This window comes from Streptomyces sp. NPDC030222 (assembly GCF_055573115.1).
In genome coordinates, this window is record NZ_JBVICA010000033.1 from 1 (window position 1) to 20,887 (window position 20,887).

18 protein-coding genes are annotated in these 20,887 nt (G+C 71.0%); 12 read left to right on the forward strand and 6 right to left on the reverse strand.

The features are described from left to right. The coding region (locus ACZ4Z5_RS31705; RefSeq protein WP_468269518.1) for a sugar phosphate nucleotidyltransferase at window positions 1-140 on the reverse strand (140 nt) is incomplete at its 3' end. Window positions 141-210: 70 nt separating this feature from the next. Between ACZ4Z5_RS31705 and ACZ4Z5_RS31710 the strand changes: the two genes are divergently transcribed. Beyond that, on the forward strand, window positions 211-864 hold the full coding sequence (locus ACZ4Z5_RS31710) for a 5-formyltetrahydrofolate cyclo-ligase (protein ID WP_468269440.1): 654 nt from the start codon (window positions 211-213) through the stop codon (window positions 862-864). Here the strand turns inward: ACZ4Z5_RS31710 and ACZ4Z5_RS31715 are convergent. Then, window positions 854-3,691: a penicillin acylase family protein gene (locus ACZ4Z5_RS31715; protein WP_468269442.1), complete on the reverse strand. Its 2,838-nt coding sequence runs from the start codon at window positions 3,689-3,691 to the stop codon at window positions 854-856. The two genes, ACZ4Z5_RS31710 and ACZ4Z5_RS31715, sit on opposite strands and share 11 nt — an antisense overlap. Window positions 3,692-3,887: 196 nt before the next feature. Here ACZ4Z5_RS31715 and ACZ4Z5_RS31720 point away from each other — a divergent pair, with 196 nt between their 5' ends. The 5 genes from ACZ4Z5_RS31720 to ACZ4Z5_RS31740 all read left to right on the forward strand — a co-directional run bounded on the left by ACZ4Z5_RS31720 (window position 3,888) and on the right by ACZ4Z5_RS31740 (window position 9,516). Then, window positions 3,888-5,417 carry a potassium/proton antiporter gene (locus tag ACZ4Z5_RS31720; protein WP_468269520.1) on the forward strand — a complete coding sequence of 510 codons (1,530 nt, stop codon included), beginning with the start codon at window positions 3,888-3,890 and terminating at the stop codon, window positions 5,415-5,417. 374 nt (window positions 5,418-5,791) lie between these two features. After that, window positions 5,792-7,060, forward strand: coding sequence for an MFS transporter (locus ACZ4Z5_RS31725; RefSeq protein WP_468269444.1), 1,269 nt, complete (start codon window positions 5,792-5,794; stop codon window positions 7,058-7,060). A gap of 66 nt (window positions 7,061-7,126) precedes the next feature. After that, entirely contained in the window at window positions 7,127-7,438 is a 312-nt protein-coding gene (locus ACZ4Z5_RS31730) for an FmdB family zinc ribbon protein (protein WP_468269446.1), read from the forward strand. Window positions 7,439-7,672: 234 nt separating this feature from the next. Beyond that, window positions 7,673-8,515: an S-methyl-5'-thioadenosine phosphorylase gene (locus ACZ4Z5_RS31735; RefSeq protein ID WP_468269448.1), complete on the forward strand. Its 843-nt coding sequence runs from the start codon at window positions 7,673-7,675 to the stop codon at window positions 8,513-8,515. Window positions 8,516-8,859: 344 nt separating this feature from the next. After that, window positions 8,860-9,516 (forward strand): hypothetical protein, encoded by a 657-nt coding sequence (locus tag ACZ4Z5_RS31740; RefSeq protein ID WP_468269450.1) that lies wholly within the window; start codon window positions 8,860-8,862, stop codon window positions 9,514-9,516. A 73-nt stretch (window positions 9,517-9,589) separates the two neighbouring features. Here the strand turns inward: ACZ4Z5_RS31740 and ACZ4Z5_RS31745 are convergent, their stop codons facing one another. Beyond that, window positions 9,590-9,823, reverse strand: coding sequence for a hypothetical protein (locus ACZ4Z5_RS31745; RefSeq protein WP_468269452.1), 234 nt, complete (start codon window positions 9,821-9,823; stop codon window positions 9,590-9,592). A 92-nt stretch (window positions 9,824-9,915) separates the two neighbouring features. Here ACZ4Z5_RS31745 and ACZ4Z5_RS31750 point away from each other — a divergent pair, with 92 nt between their 5' ends. The 4 genes from ACZ4Z5_RS31750 to ACZ4Z5_RS31765 all read left to right on the forward strand — a co-directional run bounded on the left by ACZ4Z5_RS31750 (window position 9,916) and on the right by ACZ4Z5_RS31765 (window position 14,511). After that, window positions 9,916-11,133, forward strand: a complete 1,218-nt coding sequence (locus tag ACZ4Z5_RS31750) for a low temperature requirement protein A (RefSeq protein ID WP_468269454.1) — start codon at window positions 9,916-9,918, stop codon at window positions 11,131-11,133. Between the two features lie 136 nt (window positions 11,134-11,269). Next, complete coding sequence (locus ACZ4Z5_RS31755; RefSeq protein WP_468269456.1) at window positions 11,270-12,292, forward strand: P1 family peptidase; 1,023 nt, start codon at window positions 11,270-11,272, stop codon at window positions 12,290-12,292. A 101-nt stretch (window positions 12,293-12,393) separates the two neighbouring features. After that, window positions 12,394-13,662 (forward strand): L,D-transpeptidase, encoded by a 1,269-nt coding sequence (locus ACZ4Z5_RS31760; RefSeq protein WP_468269458.1) that lies wholly within the window; start codon window positions 12,394-12,396, stop codon window positions 13,660-13,662. A 111-nt stretch (window positions 13,663-13,773) separates the two neighbouring features. Next, window positions 13,774-14,511 carry a DUF6227 family protein gene (locus ACZ4Z5_RS31765; RefSeq protein ID WP_468269460.1) on the forward strand — a complete coding sequence of 246 codons (738 nt, stop codon included), beginning with the start codon at window positions 13,774-13,776 and terminating at the stop codon, window positions 14,509-14,511. A gap of 93 nt (window positions 14,512-14,604) precedes the next feature. On the opposite strand, the gene ACZ4Z5_RS31770 is transcribed toward ACZ4Z5_RS31765, so the two are convergent. Beyond that, window positions 14,605-16,131: an MFS transporter gene (locus ACZ4Z5_RS31770; RefSeq protein ID WP_468269462.1), complete on the reverse strand. Its 1,527-nt coding sequence runs from the start codon at window positions 16,129-16,131 to the stop codon at window positions 14,605-14,607. Window positions 16,132-16,192: 61 nt separating this feature from the next. On the opposite strand from ACZ4Z5_RS31770, the gene ACZ4Z5_RS31775 reads away from it, so the two are divergent. Continuing rightward, on the forward strand, window positions 16,193-17,317 hold the full coding sequence (locus ACZ4Z5_RS31775) for a helix-turn-helix transcriptional regulator (protein ID WP_468269464.1): 1,125 nt from the start codon (window positions 16,193-16,195) through the stop codon (window positions 17,315-17,317). Window positions 17,318-17,684: 367 nt separating this feature from the next. Next, window positions 17,685-18,374 carry a DUF4232 domain-containing protein gene (locus ACZ4Z5_RS31780; protein WP_468269466.1) on the forward strand — a complete coding sequence of 230 codons (690 nt, stop codon included), beginning with the start codon at window positions 17,685-17,687 and terminating at the stop codon, window positions 18,372-18,374. Window positions 18,375-18,517: 143 nt separating this feature from the next. On the opposite strand, the gene ACZ4Z5_RS31785 is transcribed toward ACZ4Z5_RS31780, so the two are convergent. Both ACZ4Z5_RS31785 and ACZ4Z5_RS31790 read right to left on the reverse strand, forming a co-directional pair. Beyond that, window positions 18,518-19,519, reverse strand: coding sequence for a sigma-70 family RNA polymerase sigma factor (locus ACZ4Z5_RS31785; protein ID WP_468269468.1), 1,002 nt, complete (start codon window positions 19,517-19,519; stop codon window positions 18,518-18,520). Between the two features lie 560 nt (window positions 19,520-20,079). Continuing rightward, on the reverse strand, window positions 20,080-20,874 hold the full coding sequence (locus ACZ4Z5_RS31790; RefSeq protein WP_468269470.1) for a dioxygenase family protein: 795 nt from the start codon (window positions 20,872-20,874) through the stop codon (window positions 20,080-20,082). Window positions 20,875-20,887: the final 13 nt, after the last annotated feature.

Genomic DNA, 20,887 nt, shown 5'->3' on the forward strand with positions numbered 1-20,887 from the left:
TCCACCACATACTGAATCGCCGGCTTGTCCACCACCGGCAACATCTCCTTCGGAGTCGCCTTGGTCGCCGGAAGGAACCGCGTGCCGAGCCCGGCGGCAGGAATGACAGCCTTGCTGATCCGGGGGTGTTCCTGAGTCATGCGCAGAACGATATCCGCTGCACACGAGTGGACGATTATGCTCCGGTCAATTGGCTGCCAGGTGGGTGTGATGGATGTGAAGTCGTACGACGTCGGCAGTACCGACAAGGCCGTACTGCGCAGGGAACTGCTGGCGGCGCGGGGTGCGTTGACCGCCGCGCAGGCGGAGGAGGCGGCCGTCGCGCTGGCGCGCGGGGCGCTGGAACTGCCCGAGCTGGGGCAGGCCCGGACGGTCGCCGCCTATGTGTCCGTGGGGCGCGAACCAGGGACCCGAGCACTGCTGGACGCGCTGCGCGGCCGGGGCGTACGTGTCCTGCTGCCGGTCCTGATGGCCGACAACGATCTCGACTGGGGTCTCTACCGGGGGCCCGAGGGCCTGGAGCACGCCGGGCGCGGGCTGCTGGAACCGGACGGGCCGCGGCTCGGCGTGGACGCGGTCCTGGAGGCCGGGGCGGTGCTGCTGCCGGGTCTGGCCGTGGACGAGCGGGGGCTGCGGCTCGGCCGGGGCGGCGGCTCGTACGACAGGGTGCTCGCCCGGATCGAGCGGGCGGGCACGGGCGGGCACGGCACGACCGTCTCCGAGGCGGGCGCGACGAGCGGCGGACCCGCGCTCGTGGTGCTGCTCTACGACCACGAGGTGGTCGCGCGGGTCCCGGAGGAACCGCACGACCACCCCGTTCAGGCGGTGGTGACCCCGTCCGGGGTCACGCGTTTCACGGCTTGAGGACCAGTGTGTCCACCGTGCTGCGGTTGACGCCCTGCTCCTCGTAGGGCCAGCCGAGCAGCTCGCCCTTGGTCCACTTCTCCGTCTGGTCGGTGTAGTGCGCGCTGTAGGCGTGCCCGGACGCACCGGAGAGGTTGATCCACTGGGACTTGTCCCAGTCGCCCACGTTGACGACCATGCGCATCGAGGGGACCCAGGTGACGTCGTAGCCGGCGGCCGCGTTCCATCCGGTGGCGTTGACGGTGGCCTCGCCGCCGCCGACGTTCCACGGACCGCGGTTCAGCATCCACTGCATGAAGCCGGGGCCCTCGGTGCCGAGGGTCTGGTTCTTCAGCGTCAGCTGGTGCAGCCGGCCCCAGCTCCAGGTCGAGGCGTCCTTGCCGAGCTTGGCGGTCAGCTCCCAGCGCGCGTCCTCCATGGCTCGGGCGAACAGCTCGTCGCGGGTCTTCGTGGCCGCGTCGGTGCGGCTGGCCGGCGAGCGCCACCAGGCGTTCTTCTCGTCCTTGAGGATGCCGCGGACCACCTCGAACCAGCGGTCGCCGCCGTCCGGCTGCGCCGATTCGGCGGAGCGTTCGCCGCACTCGCGCACCCGCTCGTTCAGGTCGTCGGCCGGACCGCTGTCGTCGGCGGGGCGCACGCTCAGGCACTGGTCCTCGATGCGCAGCTCCTTGGGGAGCTTGTCGCCGAAGGCGAGCTTGAGGACGTTGCGCCACACCGCGTTGAAGTAGGCGGCGGCACCAGAGTCGGGCTCCTGGGTGTAGTCCCAGCCCTCCAGCAGCTTCTGCGCCTCACGGACGTAGGGGTCGGAGACGTCGATCTTCAGGAGGTAGGGCGTCAGCAGCTTGGCGATCTCGCTGCTGTTGTCCATCTGCATCTTCACCATGTCCTCGGTGGAGATGCGGCCGCCGTCCTTGATCTTCGACTCGATGAGGTCGTTGATCCGCTGGCTGCGCGCTCCGTAGCCCCAGTCCTTGGTGAGCGGGTGCGGGTACGTCGACTCGTCTATCACCGCCTGGTTGGCGGTGACGATGTAGCCCCTCTTCGGGTTCTTCTCGTAGGGCAGCTCCTCGAAGGGGATGTAGCCCTTCCAGTCGTACCGGGAGTCCCAGCCCGGCGCCGGGGTGGTGCCGTCGTGGTTCTTGGCGCGCTTGGGGATGCGGCCCGGGGCCTGGTAGCCGATGGTGCCCTCGACGTCGGCGTAGATCAGGTTCTGGGAGGGGACCTCGAAGTGGCCGGCCGCGCTCCGGAACTGGTCGAAGTTCGTCGCACGGTTCAGTTCGAACACGGCGTCCATGGAGTTGCCCGGCTGGAGGGCGGTCCACTTCAGGGCGATGCCGTAGCCGTCACCGCGGTCCGGGGCGGAGTTGGGCACCGGGGCGTTCTCTCCGACCTTCTCGATCGCGTCGTTGCGGTCGGAGATCAGCGGGCCGTTGTTGGTCTCCCGGACGGTGATCTTCTTGCTCTCGCCGCCGGCGACCTTGATGACCTCGTCGCGGACCGTGAACGGCTGCTCCTTGCCGCCGCGGAGGTAGCCCGTCTCGGTGGTCTTCTCCAGGTAGAGGTCGGTGACGTCGGCGCCGAGGTTGGTGAAGCCCCAGCTGATCTTCTTGTTGTGGCCGATGACCACGCCGGGCATGCCGGAGAAGGTGAAGCCCGCGACGTCGTACCGGCAGTCCGTGGACGCCCCCCGGCAGTGCAGGCCCATCTGGTACCAGAGCGAGGGCAGCTGCGGCGCGAGGTGCGGGTCGTTGGCGAGCAGCGGCTTGCCGGTCGTGGTGTGCTTTCCGGAGACGACCCACGAGTTCGAACCGATGCCGCTGCCGTTCGGGCCGAGCAGCGAGGGGACGGTGTCGAGCGTGTCGGACAGCGCGGCCATGCCGGAGAGCTGTGACCGGACGCCCTGGCCGGTGCCGGTTCCCGTACCTGCGGCCGTACCCGTGCCAGTACCGGTGTTCACGCCCCCGCCGGAGTTCAGGCCCCCGCCGTTGTTCGCACCCGGGCCGGCGCCGGCCGTACCGGTGCCGTCGCCTTCGTCCTCGTCGTTCTTGCGGGGCTCGGCCTCGGGGTCGTACTTGTCGCTGACCCGGTCGATCGCGCCCTCGTGGACGACCGTCTTGTTCCGGTCGTACGGATACGCCGGGTAGAGCTCCTTGATCTGCTTCTCGCTGAGCCGACTGGTCATCAGCGAGCGGTCGATCTCGTCCTGCATGTTGCCGCGCAGGTCCCAGGCCATCGCCTTGAGCCAGGCCACCGAGTCGACGGGGGTCCAGGGCTCGACCTTGTAGTCGTTGGCGAAGGAGAGGGCGGCGTACTCGACGGAGAGGTCCTTGCCCTCACGGCCCTTCAGGTAGGCGTTGACACCCTTGGCGTATGCCTGGAGGTGCTTCTTCGTCTCCGGTGACAGTTTCGAGTCGTACTCCTGCTGCGCCACCCGGCGCCAGCCGAGGGTGCGCAGGAAGGCGTCGGTCTCGACCTGACCCTCGCCGAACATCTCGGCGAGCCGGCCGGAGGTCATATGGCGTCGTACGTCCATCTCCCAGAAACGGTCCTGGGCGTGGACAAACCCTTGCGCCATGAACAAGTCTTCGTCACTGTTGGCGTAAATCTGAGGAATGCCGTAATTGTCACGCTTGACGTCGACCGGACCCGCGAGACCGTCGAGCCTGACCGACCCGGTGCTCTGCGGGAAGGAGGCACGGACCGTGCCGACGCTCCAGAAGGCGCCGTAGCCGACACCCGCAACGAGCGCCAGCACCAGGACGACGACGAGCAGGCGGGCGCGTCGCCCCTTCTTCTTGCCGGAAGAGGCGGATGTGTTGGCGGGCATCGCTGTCCTTCGAGGGGCAGGGTGATCCTGAAGTGCTGGAGCAACCATAGGCGCAGCGCCCGGGCGACCCGGACGCGGTATCAACAAGCACGGTCGTACAAGCCGTCGATCACATCATGATGTGCGTCAAGGGCACGTCAAAGATTAGGTAAGGTAACGAAGTACCTGCCTCCGGAAGCGGGACCTTCCGGAGGCGATCGGAGGGAAGGAACGGCCCCTGACTGTCCACCAGCTCAACGAGCTCCTGCTCCTCAGCTCGCTCGTGCTGCTCATCGCCGTCGCGGCGGTGCGCATCTCCTCCCGCAGCGGGCTCCCCAGCCTGCTCCTCTACATGGGGATCGGGATCGCGGCGGGCGAGGACGGCATCGGCAACGTCGTCTTCGACAACGCCGCCCTGACCCAGGTGATGGGCTATGCCGCACTGGTGGTGATCCTGGCCGAGGGCGGCCTGGGCACCAAGTGGAAGGAGATCAAGCCCGCACTGCCGGCGGCGGTCATGCTGTCGCTCGTCGGTGTCGCGGTGAGCGTGGGAGTCACGGCGGCCGGGGCGCACTATCTCGTCGGCCTCGAATGGCGGCAGGCTCTGATCATCGGCGCGGTCGTGTCGTCGACCGACGCCGCGGCGGTCTTCTCGGTCCTCCGCAAGGTGCCCCTGCCGTCCCGGATCACCGGCGTGCTGGAAGCCGAATCCGGCTTCAACGACGCACCCGTGGTCATCCTGGTCGTCGCGTTCTCGACGGCGGCTCCCGTCCACGACGAGTGGTACGTCCTCATCGGGAGGATCGCCCTGGAGCTGGCCATCGGCGCCGCCGTGGGCCTCGCGGTGGGCTGGCTCGGATCGTTCGGCCTGCGGCACGTCGCCCTTCCGGCCTCCGGTCTCTACCCGATCGCCGTCATGGCCATCGCGGTCTCCGCGTACGCCGTGGGCGCCCTCGCCCACGGCAGCGGATTCCTCGCCGTCTACCTCGCCGCGATGATGCTCGGCAACGCGAAGCTGCCGCACTGGCCCGCCACCCGGGGATTCGCCGACGGACTCGGATGGATCGCCCAGATCGGCATGTTCGTCCTGCTCGGCCTGCTGGTCACACCGCACGAGCTCGCCGCCGACTTCTGGCCCGCCATCGTCGTGGGCCTGGTGCTGACCATGGTCGCCCGGCCGCTGAGCGTGGTGGTCAGCCTGCTGCCCTTCCGCATCCCCTGGCGCGAGCAGGCCCTGATGTCGTGGGCCGGACTGCGCGGCGCCGTCCCCATCATCCTGGCCACCATCCCCATGGTGGCCAGGATCGAGGGCAGCGACCGCATCTTCAACATCGTCTTCGTCCTGGTCGGCGTCTACACCCTCGTCCAGGGACCGACCCTCCCCTGGCTGGCCCGGACACTGCGGCTCGGCGAGACCCCGGAAGCCTCGGACCTCGGCATCGAGTCGGCTCCGCTGGAGCGGCTGCGCGGGCATCTGCTGTCGGTGGCCATCCCCGAGAAGTCCAAGATGCACGGCGTCGAGGTCAGCGAGCTGCGGCTGCCGGCCGGAGCCGCCGTCACCCTGGTCGTCCGCGACGACAAGAGCTTCGTTCCGCTGCCCACGACCGTGCTCCGGCACGGGGACGAACTGCTGGTGGTGGCGACCGACCCGGTGCGGGACGCCGCCGAGCGCCGGCTCCGGGCCGTCGGGCAGGGCGGAAAGCTCGCCGGCTGGCTGGGTACGGGCGGGAACAGCCGCACCGGCTGACGACCGCCGACTGACGACCACAGGCCGGTGGCCCTAGGCCGACAACTGCGTCGTCGACGTATGGCGGGACGGCGTGGGCGAGCAACCCGTGTCCCCCCGGGGGGTGTCCCAGGAGAGGCGCCCCACCGGCCGAATACGAGGCGAACAGACGCCGATGTGATCCATTTCCCAGGCCACAGGGGGCTGGCCCCCTGTATCATCAAGGCACACTGATCGACCAACTCTGCCTGATGCAGGGCTGGCGCGACCGTATGGCGGCCGAGGCACCCCCGTGACGGGAACCCGGTATCTACCGCAGTTCCGCGCATGAGGACAGCTCTCGGCGGCTCCCGGCACCCCAGGGGAGCGCTACCAGGCGGCAGAAAGGCAAGGCCGTGGCATCCACGGTCACCCAGCGTCGCCCTGGATACGGGCAACTCCTGCGCACACCGGGTGCATGGTCGTTCCTGCTGCCCGGGTTCGCCGCACGTCAGCCCTTCGCCATGCTGACGATCTCCATCGTCCTGTTGGTCCAGCACACCACCGGTTCGTACGGCAGCGCGGGCGCCGTGGCCGCCGTCACCGGTGTGTCCATGGCCCTCTTCGCCCCGCAGTCCGGCAAGCTCGCGGACCGGCTCGGCCAGCGTGCCGTGCTGATCCCGGGCGTCCTGGTGCACGCCGTCGCCGGCTCCGTCCTGACCGCGCTCGCCCTCGCGCACGCCCCGCTGTGGGCGCTGTTCGCCGCGGCGGTCCCGACCGGCGCCTCGGTGCCGCAGGTCGGGCCGATGGTCCGGGCGCGCTGGGCCGCCAAGCTGGAACGTTCCCCGCTGCTGGCGACCGCTGCGGCCTTCGAGTCCGTCACGGACGAGTTCACCTTCGTCGTCGGGCCCGTCCTCGCCACCGCGTTGTGCACCGGCGTGCACCCGGCCGCCGGCCTGGTCACCGAGGCCGCGCTCACCCTGGTCGGCGGTCTGCTGTTCGCGGCGCAGCGCCGCACGCAGCCCGCGCACGGGCTCGCCGACGCCACCACTGCCGAACCGCGCACCTCCGCCCTGGCCGTACCCGGCGTGCGGGTCCTCGTCATGGCCTTCCTCGGCATCGGCGCCGTATTCGGCGGCATGCAGGTCTCACTGACCGCGTTCACCGAGGAGATCGGGCAGCCGAGCATGAACGGCCTGCTCTACGGCCTCTTCGCCGCCGGGAACATGCTCGCCGGTATCGCCGTCGGTGCGATCGCCTGGAAGGCCGGGCCGCGCCGCCGGATGGTCTTCGGCTACGCGGCGCTGACCCTGGCGACCTCCGGCCTCTGGGCGGCGCACTCGGTGTACCTGCTCGGCCCGCTCGGCCTGGTCGTCGGCCTGTGCATCGCGCCCGCGCTGATCACCGGCTACACGCTGGTCGAACCGCTGGTCCCGGCGTCCGCCCGGACCGAGGCCTTCACTTGGCTGACCGGCGCCGTCGCGCTGGGCCAGGCCGCCGCGGTCACCGTCGCCGGGCGTCTCGCCGACACGTACGGCTCGACCGCCGGATTCCTGGTGCCGCTGGCCGGTACCACGCTTGCGCTGGTCACTCTGGTGGCCCTGCGCTCGCGGCTCGTTCCACGCCCCGCGACACGCACCGTTGCACGTGGCATCGGTCACCGTGTGCCGGTGACGGTGGACTGATCGAGCGGAATACGTCACTATGGACCGTCGTTAGCACTCATCGAGTGAGAGTGCCAGGAGGAACACGTGCCGACCTACCAGTACCAGTGCACCGCGTGCGGCGAGGGCCTTGAGGCCGTCCAGAAGTTCACGGACGACGCCCTCACGGAGTGCCCCGGCTGCCAGGGACGCCTGAAGAAGGTGTTCTCCGCGGTCGGCATCGTCTTCAAGGGCTCGGGCTTCTACCGGAACGACAGCCGCGGCACCTCGTCGAGCAGCTCGCCCGCGTCGTCGAGCAAGTCGTCCGACTCCTCGTCGTCCTCCTCATCCTCGTCGTCCTCCTCGACGTCGTCGTCCTCCTCGTCCTCGTCCTCGTCGGCGAGCACGTCGGCCGCCTGATCGTCGACGGGCGCTCGGCCGCCTGATCTTCGTACACGACGCCCCCGCCGTTCCCACGAACGGCGGGGGCGTCGTGTTCCGGTGCCGTGGGCGGGCCGGCCGGGCGCAGTGACGCGGTCGGCCGGGCCCGTGGCGTCGCCGCCCGGACCCGTGTCGCGCGGCGCCGGACCAGTGCCGCGGCGGAAGATCCGCTCCGTGCGCGCTGCGATCCGTCCGACGGATACTGTGCTGGTCATGGCGAACGCGAACGCAGAGATCGGCGTGATCGGTGGTTCCGGCTTCTACTCCTTCCTGGAGGACGTGACCGAGGTCCGCGTCGACACCCCCTACGGCAGCCCCAGCGACTCCCTCTTCTTCGGCCGGATAGCGGGCCGCTCGGTGGCCTTCCTGCCCCGGCACGGCCGCCGCCACGACCTCCCGCCGCACCGCATCAACTACCGCGCCAACCTGTGGGCCCTGCGCTCCGTGGGCGTGCGGCAGGTCCTCGGCCCGTGCGCGGTGGGCGGACTGCGCCCGGAATACGGTCCCGGCACCCTGCTCGTACCGGACCAGCTGGTGGACCGCACCAAGGCGCGGGCGGACTCGTACTTCGACGGTCTGCCGCTGCCCGACGGCTCGGTGCCGAAGGTCCTGCACGTGTCGCTGGCCGACCCGTACTGCCCGGCCGGGCGGAATGCGGCACTGGCCGCGGCCCGTGGACGGGAATGGAAGCCGGTGGACGGCGGAACGCTCGTGGTGGTCGAGGGCCCCCGGTTCGGCACCCGCGCCGAATCGCGGTGGCATGCGGCGATGGGCTGGTCCGTGGTCGGTATGACCGGCCACCCGGAGGCGGCGCTCGCCCGCGAGCTGGAGCTCTGCTACACCTCGATCGCCCTGGTCACTGACCTCGACGCGGGCGCGGAGTCCGGCGAAGGCGTCTCGCAGAAGGACGTCATGCAGGTGTTCGCCGCCAACGTGGACCGGCTGCGCGGGGTGCTCTTCGACGCGGTCGCGGCCCTGCCGAAGAACGCGGAGCGGGACTGCCTGTGCACCCGTGCGCTGGGCGGACTCGACACCGGGATCGTCCTCCCGGGCTGAACGGACACCTGGGGGTGAGGGAGTTGTCCACAACCGGGGAGTAGTCCACAGGCTTCAGCGGGATTCCGCGTGGCCGTGGATCGTGAAGGGCGTTCGGGCAACCAGCCGAGTCTCCTCACGACGGACGGTGAACCATGTCCCCTCTCCCTCCCTCATCCGGGTACTCCCCCTCTCCCGCATCCGGGTGCGCTCCCTCTCCCGCGTCCGGGTACTCCCCCTCTCCCGCGCCCACCGGCGCTCACGAGTCCCCTCGCGAGTTCTCGCCCGCATTCGCTCCCGTGTCGTCCCCCTCCGCCACGCCCGTCACGGCGGAGGGAGCGCGCGGGCCTGTCGCGGCGGAGGGAATGCGTGGGCTGCCGCCGGGCTTCGTTCCCGCACCCCGCCCGGTGCCGCTCTTCCCGCCCGTGCGGGTGCGCGGGGCAGGGGGCGCGCTGCGCATCACCAGGGCCGTGCGACGCCGGATGCGGGCGACGGCCGCCGGCCTGGCCCTGACCGCGGCGGCGCTGGCCGCGGCCGGGGCGGGCGGCGGCGGAAGCAGTGCGGGCGCTGCGCGGGCGCACGCGGACCCGGTGACACGGGCATCGCCCTCGGCGCCCAGCAGGGCGGCAGCCCGCGGCGCACCCGCGCGGGGCGGTACGGCAGGTGTCCGGAGCGGATCGGCATGCGGCCGGGTGCCGCACGATGCGGTCGACCCGGGCGGCACGGTCTCGGCTCCCGTGCGGATCGCCGATCCGGACACGGTGCGGCTGCTCAGACCGGGGGACCGGGTCGATGTGATCGCCGCGACCGCCTCGGCGACGGGCGGCGGTGGGCCCCGTCGGCTGGCCGAGGCCGTTCCCGTGGCGTCGGTCCACCCTCCGCGTTCCGTGGACTCTGGCGACGGCGGACTCGCTGTGGGCTCCGGCGACGGCGGGCTCGTCGTGCTGACGGTGCCTCGTCCCCTGGCAGTGTCACTGGTCGGCGCGAGCGCGACGACACGGCTGGCGGTGGCGCTGTGCTGATCCGTGCGGACACCGGGCCGCCTCCTGCGGGCGGACGCTCCCGGGCGCCTCTCGCACGTGTCGTGGCGCGGGTTCAGAGGTGGTGCGGCGGCTTCTCGTCGAGGAAGCGTGCCAGGTCGGCGGCGCTGTCGCCGCTGCCGCGCGGCCGTTCGCCCCAGCCGCGGTCCGTGTCGTCAGCGGACTGCTGGTCGAGAGGATCGTCGAAGACCAGCCCCGGGTGGCCGGTCGGCTGCGAAGGCGATCCGGGCTGCGAGCCGGAGGACTGCGCGTCTCGCGGTCCGTGGGTGGGGACGGGGACGGTACTCATCCCTCCAGGTTACGGGGAGGGCCCGGACGCTCCGTACCGCCGCAGGCGCGTCACGTCCGCGCTCCGCGACCGTGCTCTGTTCTGCTGGAGGCATGACCACGCTGCCCCAGCCCGCGGAGCCGGACCGCCCGGTGCGCCCCCTCGTCGCGCGACGGCGACACGAGGAGCACCGCACGGCGACACCGCTGGAGCTGTTCTTCGACCTCTGTTACGTCGTGGCGGTCGCCCAGGCGGGCCTCGAACTGGTCCATGCGGTCGCGGAGGGCCACGCGGGTTCCGGCGTCGCCGACTACGCCATGGTGTTCTTCGCCATCTGGTGGTCGTGGATGAACTTCAGCTGGTTCGCCTCGGCCTACGACAACGACGACGCGCTGTACCGGGTGGTCACCCTGGTCCAGATCACCGGTGCGTTGATCTTCGCCGCCGGCATCTCCCGGGTGTTCGGGGAGCACGACTTCACGGTCACGTGGTTCGGCTTCCTGGTGATGCGGCTCGCCATGGTGGCCCAGTGGCTGCGTGCGGCCAAGTCGTGCACGGGTGCCGAGCGGCGCGTGGCCCTGCGCTATGCGACGGGAGTGGCGCTGTGCCAGATCGGCTGGGCGCTGCTGCTGTTCGTGCCGGAGTCCGTCCTGCCATGGGTGTTCCTCGCGATGGCGATCGCCGAGCTGTCCGTCCCGGCGGTGGCGGAACGGCCGGCGACGACGAGCTGGCATCCGCACCACATCGCCGAGCGGTACGGCCTGTTCACCATCATCGTGCTGGGCGAGACCATCGCTGCCGCGACCGTGGGAGTGAAGTCCGCGGTGCAGAAGACCGATGCGCTGGCCCCTTTGCTGACGATCGCAGCCGGCGGTCTGCTGATCGTCTTCGCCGCGTGGTGGATCTACTTCGTCGTGCCGATCCACCACCATCTGACCTCCAACAGAAGGGCGTTCCTCTGGGGATACGGCCACTACGTGATCCTCGCGTCGGCCGCTGCGATCGGTGCGGGTATCGAGGTTGCGGTCGAGGAGGCGGTGCACAAGGCGCACATCTCGACGCTCGCCGCCTCCGGCGCGGTCACACTGCCCACGGCGCTGTTTCTGCTGACCGTGTGGGCCCTGCATTCTCGCCACTTCAAAGTGGGCACTGCCCAGCAGCTCATCCTGCCCGTCTCCGCACTGCTGATCATGACGTGCACCTTCGCGGGGCGGTGGGCGGTGCCCCTGGCCGGGCTGGTCGCCGCGCTGACGGTGGCCACGGGGGTGACGCTGGCGGCCCGCAGGTCCCGTCCGGCCGCCGCGCGCCGCCCCGCGGATCCGACCACTTGATCCGGTGCGTCCGGTGCGTCCGGTAAATCCGGCGCACGCGGAGCGTGCGGTGCATGCGGCGCCGATGATGCGTCTGCGCCACCCGTGATCCGTGTCCGTGGCCTCGGGCCGGTGCGACGTGGTACGCATGGGGGCCATGGCCGACAGGATCGACGCGTTGACGGATGTCTCCGGGGTTCGGGTGGGCCATGCGGCCCTGCACGGCAAGGGTGCGCTCAGCGGCACCACCGTCGTGCTCGCCCCCGAGGGGGGTGCGGTGGCCGCAGTGGACGTCCGCGGAGGCGGACCGGGCACGCGGGAGACCGATGCCCTCGACCCGAGCAATGTGGTCGAGCGGATCGACGCGATCGCACTGACGGGCGGCAGCGCGTTCGGGCTGGACGCCGCGTCCGGGGTCGTGTCCTGGCTGGAGGAACAGGGCCGTGGCGTCCGGGTCGGCATGCTCCCCGGGCAGGTCGTGCCGGTCGTCCCGGCGGCGTGCATCTTCGACCTGGGCCGGGGCGGCGACTGGCGGGCGCGCCCGGACGCCGCGCTGGGGCGGGCCGCCGTGGAAGCGGCGGCGGCCACCGGGCCGGGGGCGGTCGTGGCCGAGGGGAACGTGGGCGCCGGTACGGGCGCGGTGGCCGGCGGGCTGAAGGGCGGCGTGGGCACGGCGAGCGTCACCCTGGGGTCCGGTGTCACGGTGGGGGCGCTGGCCGTGGTCAACGCGGCGGGCTCGGTGGTCGATCCGCGCACCGGTGTGCTCTACGGGCGCATGTGGGAGGGCAGGCCGGAATATCCGACGACGGAGGTCCACGAGGCGGCGTGGCGGCGGCTGACCGAGGCACGGAGGACGTCGCCGCTGCCACCGCTCAACACCACCCTGGCCGTCGTCGCCACGGACGCCCCGTTGACGCGTGCGCAGGCGCGCAAGCTCGCCGGGACGGCGCACGACGGTCTGGCGCGCGCCATTCGCCCGGTGCATCTGCTGCATGACGGGGACACGGTGTTCGCGCTGGCGACGGGGACGGCACCGATGCCCGCGGAGGGGCTGAACAAGGTACTGGCCGCCGGGGCGGATGCCGTGGCGAGGGCGATCGTGAAGGCGGTTCTGGCCGCGCGGACCGTCGAGAGCGACGCCGGCCATTTCCCTTCGTACCAGGACCTTTACCGATCGTGACGAATCGTCAGTTCATGCTGTGACGGCCATCACAGTCAAGCTTGGCAACCGAATCACCCACATGGGTGCTCTATGGGCGTACTGGAAGACAACTCGCACAGATGGAGCAGCCCGTGACATCGCCGGAAGCCGCAGCACACGCCGAGCACCGCACCCCGCGCAGCGCGCGCCGTTCGCGGCGCATGGTGGCCGCCGCGGCCGGCCTGCTCGTGGGAGCCCTGACCCTCACCGCTTGCGGCGGTGACGCCACGGCCAAGGACGACGGGAAGGGAACCGACGCCGCGGCCGCCGAGAACGCCGCGGGGGCGAAGATCACCATCTCGGCCAAGGACGGCTCGACCAACGCCAGCATCAACGACACCAACGTCAAGGTCACCGGCGGCAAGCTGACCAAGGTGACCCTGACCGAGGCGACCTCCGGCAAGACGGTCGCCGGCACCCTCGCCGGGGACGGCTCGTCGTGGAAGCCGAACGAGCAGCTGGAGCGCGGCACCCGCTACAAGATCACCGTGGACGCCTCCGACGCCAAGGGCCGGGCGGCCACCGAGAACGCGTCGTTCACCACCGTCTCCAACGCCAACAGCTTCATCGGCACCTACAACCCGGACAACGGCACCACCGTCGGTGTCGGCATGCCCGTGTCCTTCAGGTTCGACAAGGCCATCACCGAGAAGAAGGCCGTCCAGTCGCACATCACCGTCACCTCCAGCAGCGGGCAGAAGGTCGTGGGCCACTGGTTCGGCAACCAGCGGCTCGACTTCCGGCCGGAGGAGTACTGGAAGGCCGGTTCCAAGGTCACGATGAAGATCGCGCTGGACGGGGTCGAGGGCGCGAAGGGCGTCTTCGGCGTGCAGTCGAAGGTCGTCAACTTCACGATCGGCCGCTCGCAGGTCGCCACGGTCGACGTCAAGACCCAGCAGATGACCATCGTCCGGGACGGCCAGACCATCAAGACGATCCCGGTGTCGACCGGCAGCCCCCAGAACCCCACGTACAACGGCCAGATGGTGATCTCCGAGAAGTTCGTGCAGACCCGCATGAACGGCTCGACGGTCGGCTTCGGCGGTGAGTACGACATCAAGGACGTGCCGCACGCGATGCGTCTGTCCACCTCGGGCACCTTCGTTCACGGCAACTACTGGGGCGACCCGTCGGTATTCGGCCGGGTCGGCACCAGCCACGGCTGCGTGGGCCTGCGCGACGCACGGGGCGCCCAGGGCGACACCCCCGGCAAGTGGTTCTACGACAACTCCCTGATCGGCGACCTCGTCGTGGTCAAGGGCTCGCCCGACAAGACCATCCAGCCCGACAACGGCCTGAACGGCTGGAACATGGGATGGTCCGAGTGGCAGGCCGGCAGCGCCGCGTAAGGCGTCTCCACGGGTTTCCGGAATTCTTCCATCCCCCCTGCGGGATCCGCGCCGAACCGCTACGTTGAGCACTCCCCAGGTGACGACGAGCGACGGCCGGGAGAAGTCTTGGTGCCCCACGAACGCGTGAGCGGGACGGCGGACGAACAGTTCGCCACCCTGCTCCGCCGCGCGCTGAACTCGTTCGAGCTGCCCGACGACCTCGTCGAACGGCTGCAGACGGCTCTCGCGCACAGCGTCTCGCTGTACTCCTCGCGGCACAGCTCGGCGGGTCCCCGTCGGCTGAGCCGCGAGACCTACCGGCACTGCTATCTGCTCTCCGACGGGAGCACGGCGACCATGTGGGAGCTGGTCCACAACACCGCCCGCGACGGCGCCCCGCAGCACGAGCTGTACGCCGAGGCCGCGGACGCCCGGCTCGCCTCGTCCCGCCTCCCCGGCCTCGCCGCGGACGAGGACCCGGAGACGGATCTGGAGCTCCTCGGCTCCCTGCTCTCCGTCCGTCCCGTGGTGACGGAACGGAGGTACGTGCCGGACAACTCTCCGGACCACGCGCGTCGTCTGCTGCGCCGTGCCGAGAACCCGGACCGTCCGGGCGAGGACGTCGCCGCCCGGCTGCGCACCGCTCTCGCGCACCAGATCACGCAGGCCTTCGGCAGTCCGTGCCGCAAGGCGGGCGGCGGCGGGTTCACCCTCTACGAGCACGCGTTCCTGCTCGGCGACGACAGCGAGATCTCCCTCTGGGAGGTCGAGCACACCGCGACACCGGACGGCCGCCACATGTGCGAGGTCTACATGACGGAGCGCACCGCCCGCGCGGCGATGGAACACCGCGCGAGGGTGCGCTGAGGACGTCCGGCCGGTCCTGGCCCGGCCGTTCCTGACGTCGAAGACCCTTGCGAGGAGAGCCCTCCGTGGGCGACGCCTCCGGAAAGCCGTCCGTCAGGAGCTGAGTGCCGGCTCCTTCGCGAGCAGGTCACCGGCCGGGGCGTCCACCGCTTCGGCGGAGTCGGTGCCGCCCTCCAGGTGCTGCTTGGAACGGGCGGGCAGCGCGAACATCAGCAGGAAGATGCCGGTCAGGACCGCGACGACCCACCACAGCGAGTGCTGGAACGCCTCCGTGAAGGCCGTGGCGACCCGGCCCGGCAGCAGGTGCTCCTCGTCGATCGTGCCGAAGAAGACGACCGACACCAGGGCGAGGCCCAGGGCGTTGCCCATCTGCTGGGTGGTGTTGATCAGGCCGGACGCCGAGCCGGCGTGCTCGCGCGGCACCTCCGACAGCACCGCGTCAGTCAGCGGCGCCACGATCAGACCCATGCCCGCGCCCATGACGACCAGCGGCAGGGCCATCTGCCAGGACGCGATGGACGCGCCGTACCGGCCGGCCTCCCAGATGTAGAGGAGCAGTCCCGTGGTCATGGTCAGCGCGCCGACCTGGAGCACCTTGCGGCCGAACCGCGGCACCAGCTTCTGCACGGACATCCCGGCGGCCACCGACACCGCCAGTGAGAACGGGATACCGGTGACACCGGCCCGCAGCGCGCTCCACCCGAGCCCGATCTGCATGTAGAGCGTCCAGACCAGGAAGAAGATGCCGCAGGCGAGACCGAAGGCGAGCTGCACCGCGATGCCCCCGGCGAAGCTCTTGACCTTGAACAGCGACAGCTCGACCAGCGGCGAACCGTCCTTGCGGGCCTTGAACCGCTCGTACACGACGAACAGTGCGAGGACGACGACGCCACCCGCCATCATGAAGTGGCCCCACAGCGGCCAGTCGAGCTCGTGGCCACGGGTCAGCGGGTAGATGACCATCAACAGGGCGAGGGTGACCAGCACGACGCCGAAGATGTCGAGGCGGAGCGCCCGCGGCGCCTTGGACTCGGTGATGAACGCACGGCCCAGCAGCAGCCCGGCGACCCCGACCGGCAGGTTGATCAGGAAGATGGGGCGCCATTCGAGACCGAAGAGGTTCCACTGGGTGAGCAGCGCGCCCAGCATCGGACCGGACACCGCGCCCAGGCCGACGACGGCACCGAACAGGCCGAAGACCTTGCCCCGCTCGTGCGGGGGGAAGGTGGCGTGCACGATCGCCAGGACCTGCGGGACCATCAGCGCCGCCGTGGCGCCCTGCAGGATCCGGGACGCGACGAGCATCTCGGGGCCGGCCGCGAAGCCGCAGAGCGCGGAGGCGAGCGTGAAGCCGCCGATGCCGAGGAGGAACACCCGCTTGCGGCCGTGGATGTCGCCGAGCCTGCCGCCCGTGATCAGCCCGGCCGCGAACGCGAGCGCGTAACCCGCAGTGATCCACTGGATCGCGCTGAACGAGGCCCCGGTGTCCTTCTGGATGCTCGGTATCGCGATGTTGACGATGGTCACGTCGACGAGGTCCATGAAGGCCGCGGTCATCACGATCGCGAGGGCGAACCAGCGCCGCCGGTCGCTGGTGGGCTGAGGAGCTGCTGAAGTCATGGCTCGAAGGTACGGGCCATGTAGGACAGGAGATGTCCCACCACGACATCATTCTGGATTCATGACGGACACTCCGGCGCGACTTCTGACTCTCCTCTCGCTCCTCCAGACTCCACGGGAGTGGCCCGGCGGTGAACTCGCCGAGCGGCTCGGCGTGAGCCGGCGCACGATTCGCCGGGACATAGACAGGCTGCGCGAACTGGGCTATCCGGTGCAGGCCACGATGGGGGCGGAGGGCGGATACCGGCTGGTCGCGGGCAAGGCCATGCCTCCGCTGGTGCTCGACGACGAGGAGGCCGTGGCCATCGCGGTGGGCCTGCGGGCGGGTGCCGGGCACGCCGTCGAGGGCGTCGAGGAGGCGTCCGTACGGGCCCTGGCGAAGCTGGAGCAGGTGCTGCCGTCCAGGCTGCGGCACCGGGTCACCACGCTCCAGACGGCCACCGTTCCGCTGACGTGGGGCGGCGACGCGGCGACGGTCGACCCGGAGACGCTGACGGTGATCGCGGCGACGGTCACGGCGCAGGAGCGGCTGCGATTCGGCTACCGCGCGGGGGACGGTACGGAGAGCCGCAGGCAGGTCGAGCCGTACCGGCTGGTGTCCACGGGCCGCCGCTGGTACCTCGTCGCCTACGACCTGGACCGGGCGGACTGGCGTTCGTTCCGGGTGGACCGGGTGTCGGATCCCTTCGCGACCGGGGCGCGGTTCACACCGCGCGAGCTGCCCATGGGGGACGCGGCGCGGTTCGTCGCACGGTCTATGTCGCGGTTGCAGCCGACGCTGGAGCTCGATGTGACCTTCGAGGCGCCGGCGGCGCACGTGGCGTCCCGGCTGCCGGCGTCGATGGGCGCGCCGGAACCCCTCGGGGGGAACCGCTGCCGGGTCCGGGCGCGCGTCTCGGACTCCCTGGAGTGGCTGGGTGTCCGGCTGACCCTGGTCGACTGCGAGTTCCGCGTGGACGCGCCCGAGTCGCTGACGCGCCACCTCCACGCCCTGGGTGCCCGGCTGACCCGAGCGTCGGCCCCGGACCCCGACCGGGCCCCGGACCACGACCCGGCCCCGAAGCACCACCGCGCCCCGGACCACGTCCCGGCCCCGAAGCACCACCGGGCCCCGGACCCGGCATCCTCGGATGCCTCGGAACCGTCCGGGGCCCAGGAACCCTCCCGTGCCCCGGACACCGCCTGAGCCTCCATCGCGCGAGGCCGGTGGGGCGTCAGGACTGACTCCCAGGGCTTCCGGGGGCGCGTCGGGATCGGCCACCGCCCGTCCCGGACGCACGTCCCGATCGGCCCGTCCCTCGCCGTTCGCGGCGTCGGGCACCGGCCCGTCCGTCGGCGCTCCGCGGCGCCCGGCACCGGCGCCCGTCCGTCGCCGCTTCGCGGCAGATGTTGCGGGGCTTTCCGTCTTGTGTCACAGGCGTGCACCCGGTGGCCGCCGCAGCGTGTTCGGCCATCCCCTTCGGCCGTCCGGGCCGCCATGATGGTCGAGCACCGGGCGCCGGGGGAGGCGCCGGACCGGGGTGCCTTCGTGCTCGCTTCTTTGGGGGACTGTCATGACTGCTGCCGTTCGCACGCGCCGCACCGCCGTTTCGCTCGCCGCCGCGGGACTCGCGCTCGCCGCCCTGACCGCCTGTGGGAACCCGTCCGGCGGCACCCAGGCGGAGGGCTCGTCGAACCCCTCGACACCGGCGAGCGGCGCACCCGCCGCGGACCCGACGGCGTCGGGTACCCCCGGCGGCGGCAACGGCGCCTCCACCGGCGGCTCTTCGGGTGGCTCCACCGGCGGTACGGCCGGACAGGCCACCGCCAAGCCGTCCACCGGAACCGGCGGAACCGGCGGAACGGGCGTCCCGGTCTGCCGCACCACCGACCTCGCCTACACCGTCACCAAGGTTCCGCGCCCGCTGAACCACGGTCTGCTGATGGCCACCAACAAGCTCAACGGACCCTGCAAGCTGAAGGGTTCGGCGCCGACCGTGACGTTCGGAGACCTCGACGGACAGGCCGGCCGCCTGGGTCCGGCCGGTTCCGAGATCGTCCTGAAGACGGGTGAGTTCGCCTACGCCGGTCTGCTGTTCTCGCGCGCCGACCAGCCGGCCGACAGGACCGTCACCACGATCGGTGTGGCGCTGGACCCGGGCGAGCACCCGGTGAAGGTGACCATCACGGGTGGTTCCACAGCCATCAACGACGCCCAGGTGACCGTCTTCTACTCCTCCGCGGACGCAGCACTCGCGCACTGACGTGCAGCCCGTCGTGCGCTCCGCCGCAGAAGCGCCGGAGACCGCCGTCGGAAACGACGAACGCATGGAGAGAGCCCCGGCGCCAGGGGGGGTGGGCGCCGGGGCTCGTTTCAGGTGGCGGCGCGGTGCGCGCCGCCACCAGGTCAGGCCGCCGCGTCGAAACCGGTGTCGCGGGCCATCCGCTTCAGTTCGAGCAGGGCGTGCTTCTCGATCTGGCGGATCCGCTCGCGCGTCAGGCCGTGCTCCTTGCCGACCTCGGTGAGGGTGCGCTCGCGGCCGTCCTCGATGCCGTAACGCATCCGGATGATCGAGGCCGTGCGCTGGTCGAGCTTGTCGATCAGGTCGTCCAGCTCCTCACTGCGCAGCAGCGTCAGCACCGACTGCTCGGGGGATACCGCCGATGTGTCCTCCAGCAGGTCGCCGAACTGCGTCTCGCCCTCGTCGTCCACCGACATGTTGAGGCTGACGGGGTCGCGCGCCCAGTCCAGTACGTCGCTCACCCGGTCCGGCGTGGAGCCGAGCTCGGCGGCGATCTCCTCCGGCTCCGGCTCGCGCCCGTGCTCGCGGTTGAACTCGCGCTGCACACGGCGGATCCGTCCGAGCTCCTCCACCAGGTGGACGGGCAGCCGAATCGTCCGGGACTGGTCGGCGATCGAACGCGTGATGGCCTGACGGATCCACCACGTCGCGTACGTCGAGAACTTGAACCCCTTGGTGTAGTCGAACTTCTCGACCGCGCGCACCAGTCCGGCGTTGCCCTCCTGGATCAGGTCGAGCAAGGGCAGCCCGCTGCGCGGATAGCGCCGGGCCACGGCCACGACCAGCCGGAGGTTGGAGCGGATGAACAGGTCCTTGGCGCGCTCGCCGAGGGCGACCAGCGCTTCCAGCTCCTCGCGGGAAGCTCCGGCCACGCCGCTCTCCACTTCGCCGTCGAGGATCTGCCGGGCGTACACCCCGGCCTCGATGGTCTGGGACAGCTCCACCTCTTTTGCGGCATCGAGCAGCGGCGTGCGCGCGATCTCGTCCAGATACATGCCGACCAGGTCGCGGTCGGCGATGTCGCCGCCTGCGGCACGAACGCTGCTTGCCGTCCCACTTCCGCCCTGGGCGGTGGACTGACGACGGGCGACGGCGCGGGTTGCCATGCGTGCTCCCTTGCTGAGTAGGTCGCGACACCCATCCGGGTGCCCTGCATCCGACGGAAACAACGACTGGAATCCGGACAGAATTCCCATGTGCGTCATCGACTTTCGTGATCATGCAGTACCCTGTCGGGCTCTCCGGGAGGGGCGCATGCTGCCGCAACACACAGAAGCGCAGGTCAGGGCGGGCACGGAGGCCGTTCCGACAGCACCGGCGGACGCCTCTCGATCGCTGCATCACGGGTTCCCTCAACCGTCGACGTGACGGATTCACCCCGGAGCAGCACTCCCTTGTTCCCGCCCCCGTCCGCTGTCGTCGCCCCCGTCCGCGGCCCTTGTCCGCGCTCCCACCCGGAAGACGTCGGGCACACCCTGCGGGTTGCTCTACCCCGTCACGCTTCGGAGTGCTCCGCCCGCTTCGGGATCCGCCCGGGCCGCGCGGCGGAGCGGAGCTCCGTGGGCCGCACGACGGACGGGGTTCCGCGGGCACCAAAGGACGGAGCCCGCGGGCACCCACAATGGACGGACCCCCCCCCGCGGGCACGCGCGACGGACGAGGCCCCTCAGCCGAGTTGCAGTGAGCGCTTGGCCAGCCCCATCCAGAAGCCGTCGATCACGCTTCGCCGGCGGTCCCGCTCGCCGCTCCCCAGCGCTTCCTCGGCAGCGCCGAGCGTCACGAACAGCGGGGCGAAGTGCTCGGTCCGGGGGTGGGCCAGCGCACCCGCCGGCGATCTGTGCGCGAAGTCGAGCAGTGCGTCCACGTCGCCGGCGTCCAGGGCCCTGCGCCCCCAGTCGTCGAACTCCGCCGACCAGGCCGGCACCCCGCCCGCGTGGCGCAGTGCCGCCAGGTTGTGGGTGAAGAAGCCGCTGCCGACGATCAGTACGCCCTCGTCGCGCACGGGCGCGAGGCGGCGTCCGATGTCCATCAGCTTCTGCGGGTCGAGCGTCGGCATGGAGATCTGGAGGACGGGGATGTCGGCGTCCGGGTACATCTCGACGAGCGGTACGTAGGCCCCGTGATCGAGGCCGCGGTCGGGGACGTCATGGACGGGCATTCCGGCGCCGCGCAGCATCTTGCGCACCGAGTCCGCCAGGCCGGGGGCACCGGGGGCGTCGTAACGGACCCGGTAGTAGTGCTCGGGGAAGCCCCAGAAGTCGTACACCAGGGGGACCGTCTCGGTCGCGCCGAGCGCCAGCGGGGCCTCCTCCCAGTGCGCCGACACCATGAGGACGGCGCGCGGCCGGGGCAGCCCGGCCGACCAGGCGGACAGCTCGCCCGGCCAGACGGGGTCGTCGGCGAGGGGCGGGGCACCGTGCGAGAGATAGAGGGCGGGCATGCGCTCCTGTGCGGCGGACATGGCTGCACCTCCA

What these genes read in the sequence shown, in the direction of transcription:
- ACZ4Z5_RS31710 (WP_468269440.1), top strand. Translation starts at nt 211, where the DNA reads ATGGATGTGAAGTCGTACGACGTCGGCAGTACCGACAAGGCCGTACTG.
- ACZ4Z5_RS31715 (WP_468269442.1), bottom strand. Translation starts at nt 3,691, where the DNA reads ATGCCCGCCAACACATCCGCCTCTTCCGGCAAGAAGAAGGGGCGACGC.
- ACZ4Z5_RS31735 (WP_468269448.1), top strand. Translation starts at nt 7,673, where the DNA reads ATGGCGAACGCGAACGCAGAGATCGGCGTGATCGGTGGTTCCGGCTTC.
- ACZ4Z5_RS31740 (WP_468269450.1), top strand. Translation starts at nt 8,860, where the DNA reads ATGCGTGGGCTGCCGCCGGGCTTCGTTCCCGCACCCCGCCCGGTGCCG.
- ACZ4Z5_RS31745 (WP_468269452.1), bottom strand. Translation starts at nt 9,823, where the DNA reads ATGAGTACCGTCCCCGTCCCCACCCACGGACCGCGAGACGCGCAGTCC.
- ACZ4Z5_RS31750 (WP_468269454.1), top strand. Translation starts at nt 9,916, where the DNA reads ATGACCACGCTGCCCCAGCCCGCGGAGCCGGACCGCCCGGTGCGCCCC.
- ACZ4Z5_RS31755 (WP_468269456.1), top strand. Translation starts at nt 11,270, where the DNA reads ATGGCCGACAGGATCGACGCGTTGACGGATGTCTCCGGGGTTCGGGTG.
- ACZ4Z5_RS31760 (WP_468269458.1), top strand. Translation starts at nt 12,394, where the DNA reads ATGGAGCAGCCCGTGACATCGCCGGAAGCCGCAGCACACGCCGAGCAC.
- ACZ4Z5_RS31770 (WP_468269462.1), bottom strand. Translation starts at nt 16,131, where the DNA reads ATGACTTCAGCAGCTCCTCAGCCCACCAGCGACCGGCGGCGCTGGTTC.
- ACZ4Z5_RS31775 (WP_468269464.1), top strand. Translation starts at nt 16,193, where the DNA reads ATGACGGACACTCCGGCGCGACTTCTGACTCTCCTCTCGCTCCTCCAG.
- ACZ4Z5_RS31780 (WP_468269466.1), top strand. Translation starts at nt 17,685, where the DNA reads ATGACTGCTGCCGTTCGCACGCGCCGCACCGCCGTTTCGCTCGCCGCC.
- ACZ4Z5_RS31785 (WP_468269468.1), bottom strand. Translation starts at nt 19,519, where the DNA reads ATGGCAACCCGCGCCGTCGCCCGTCGTCAGTCCACCGCCCAGGGCGGA.
- ACZ4Z5_RS31790 (WP_468269470.1), bottom strand. Translation starts at nt 20,874, where the DNA reads ATGTCCGCCGCACAGGAGCGCATGCCCGCCCTCTATCTCTCGCACGGT.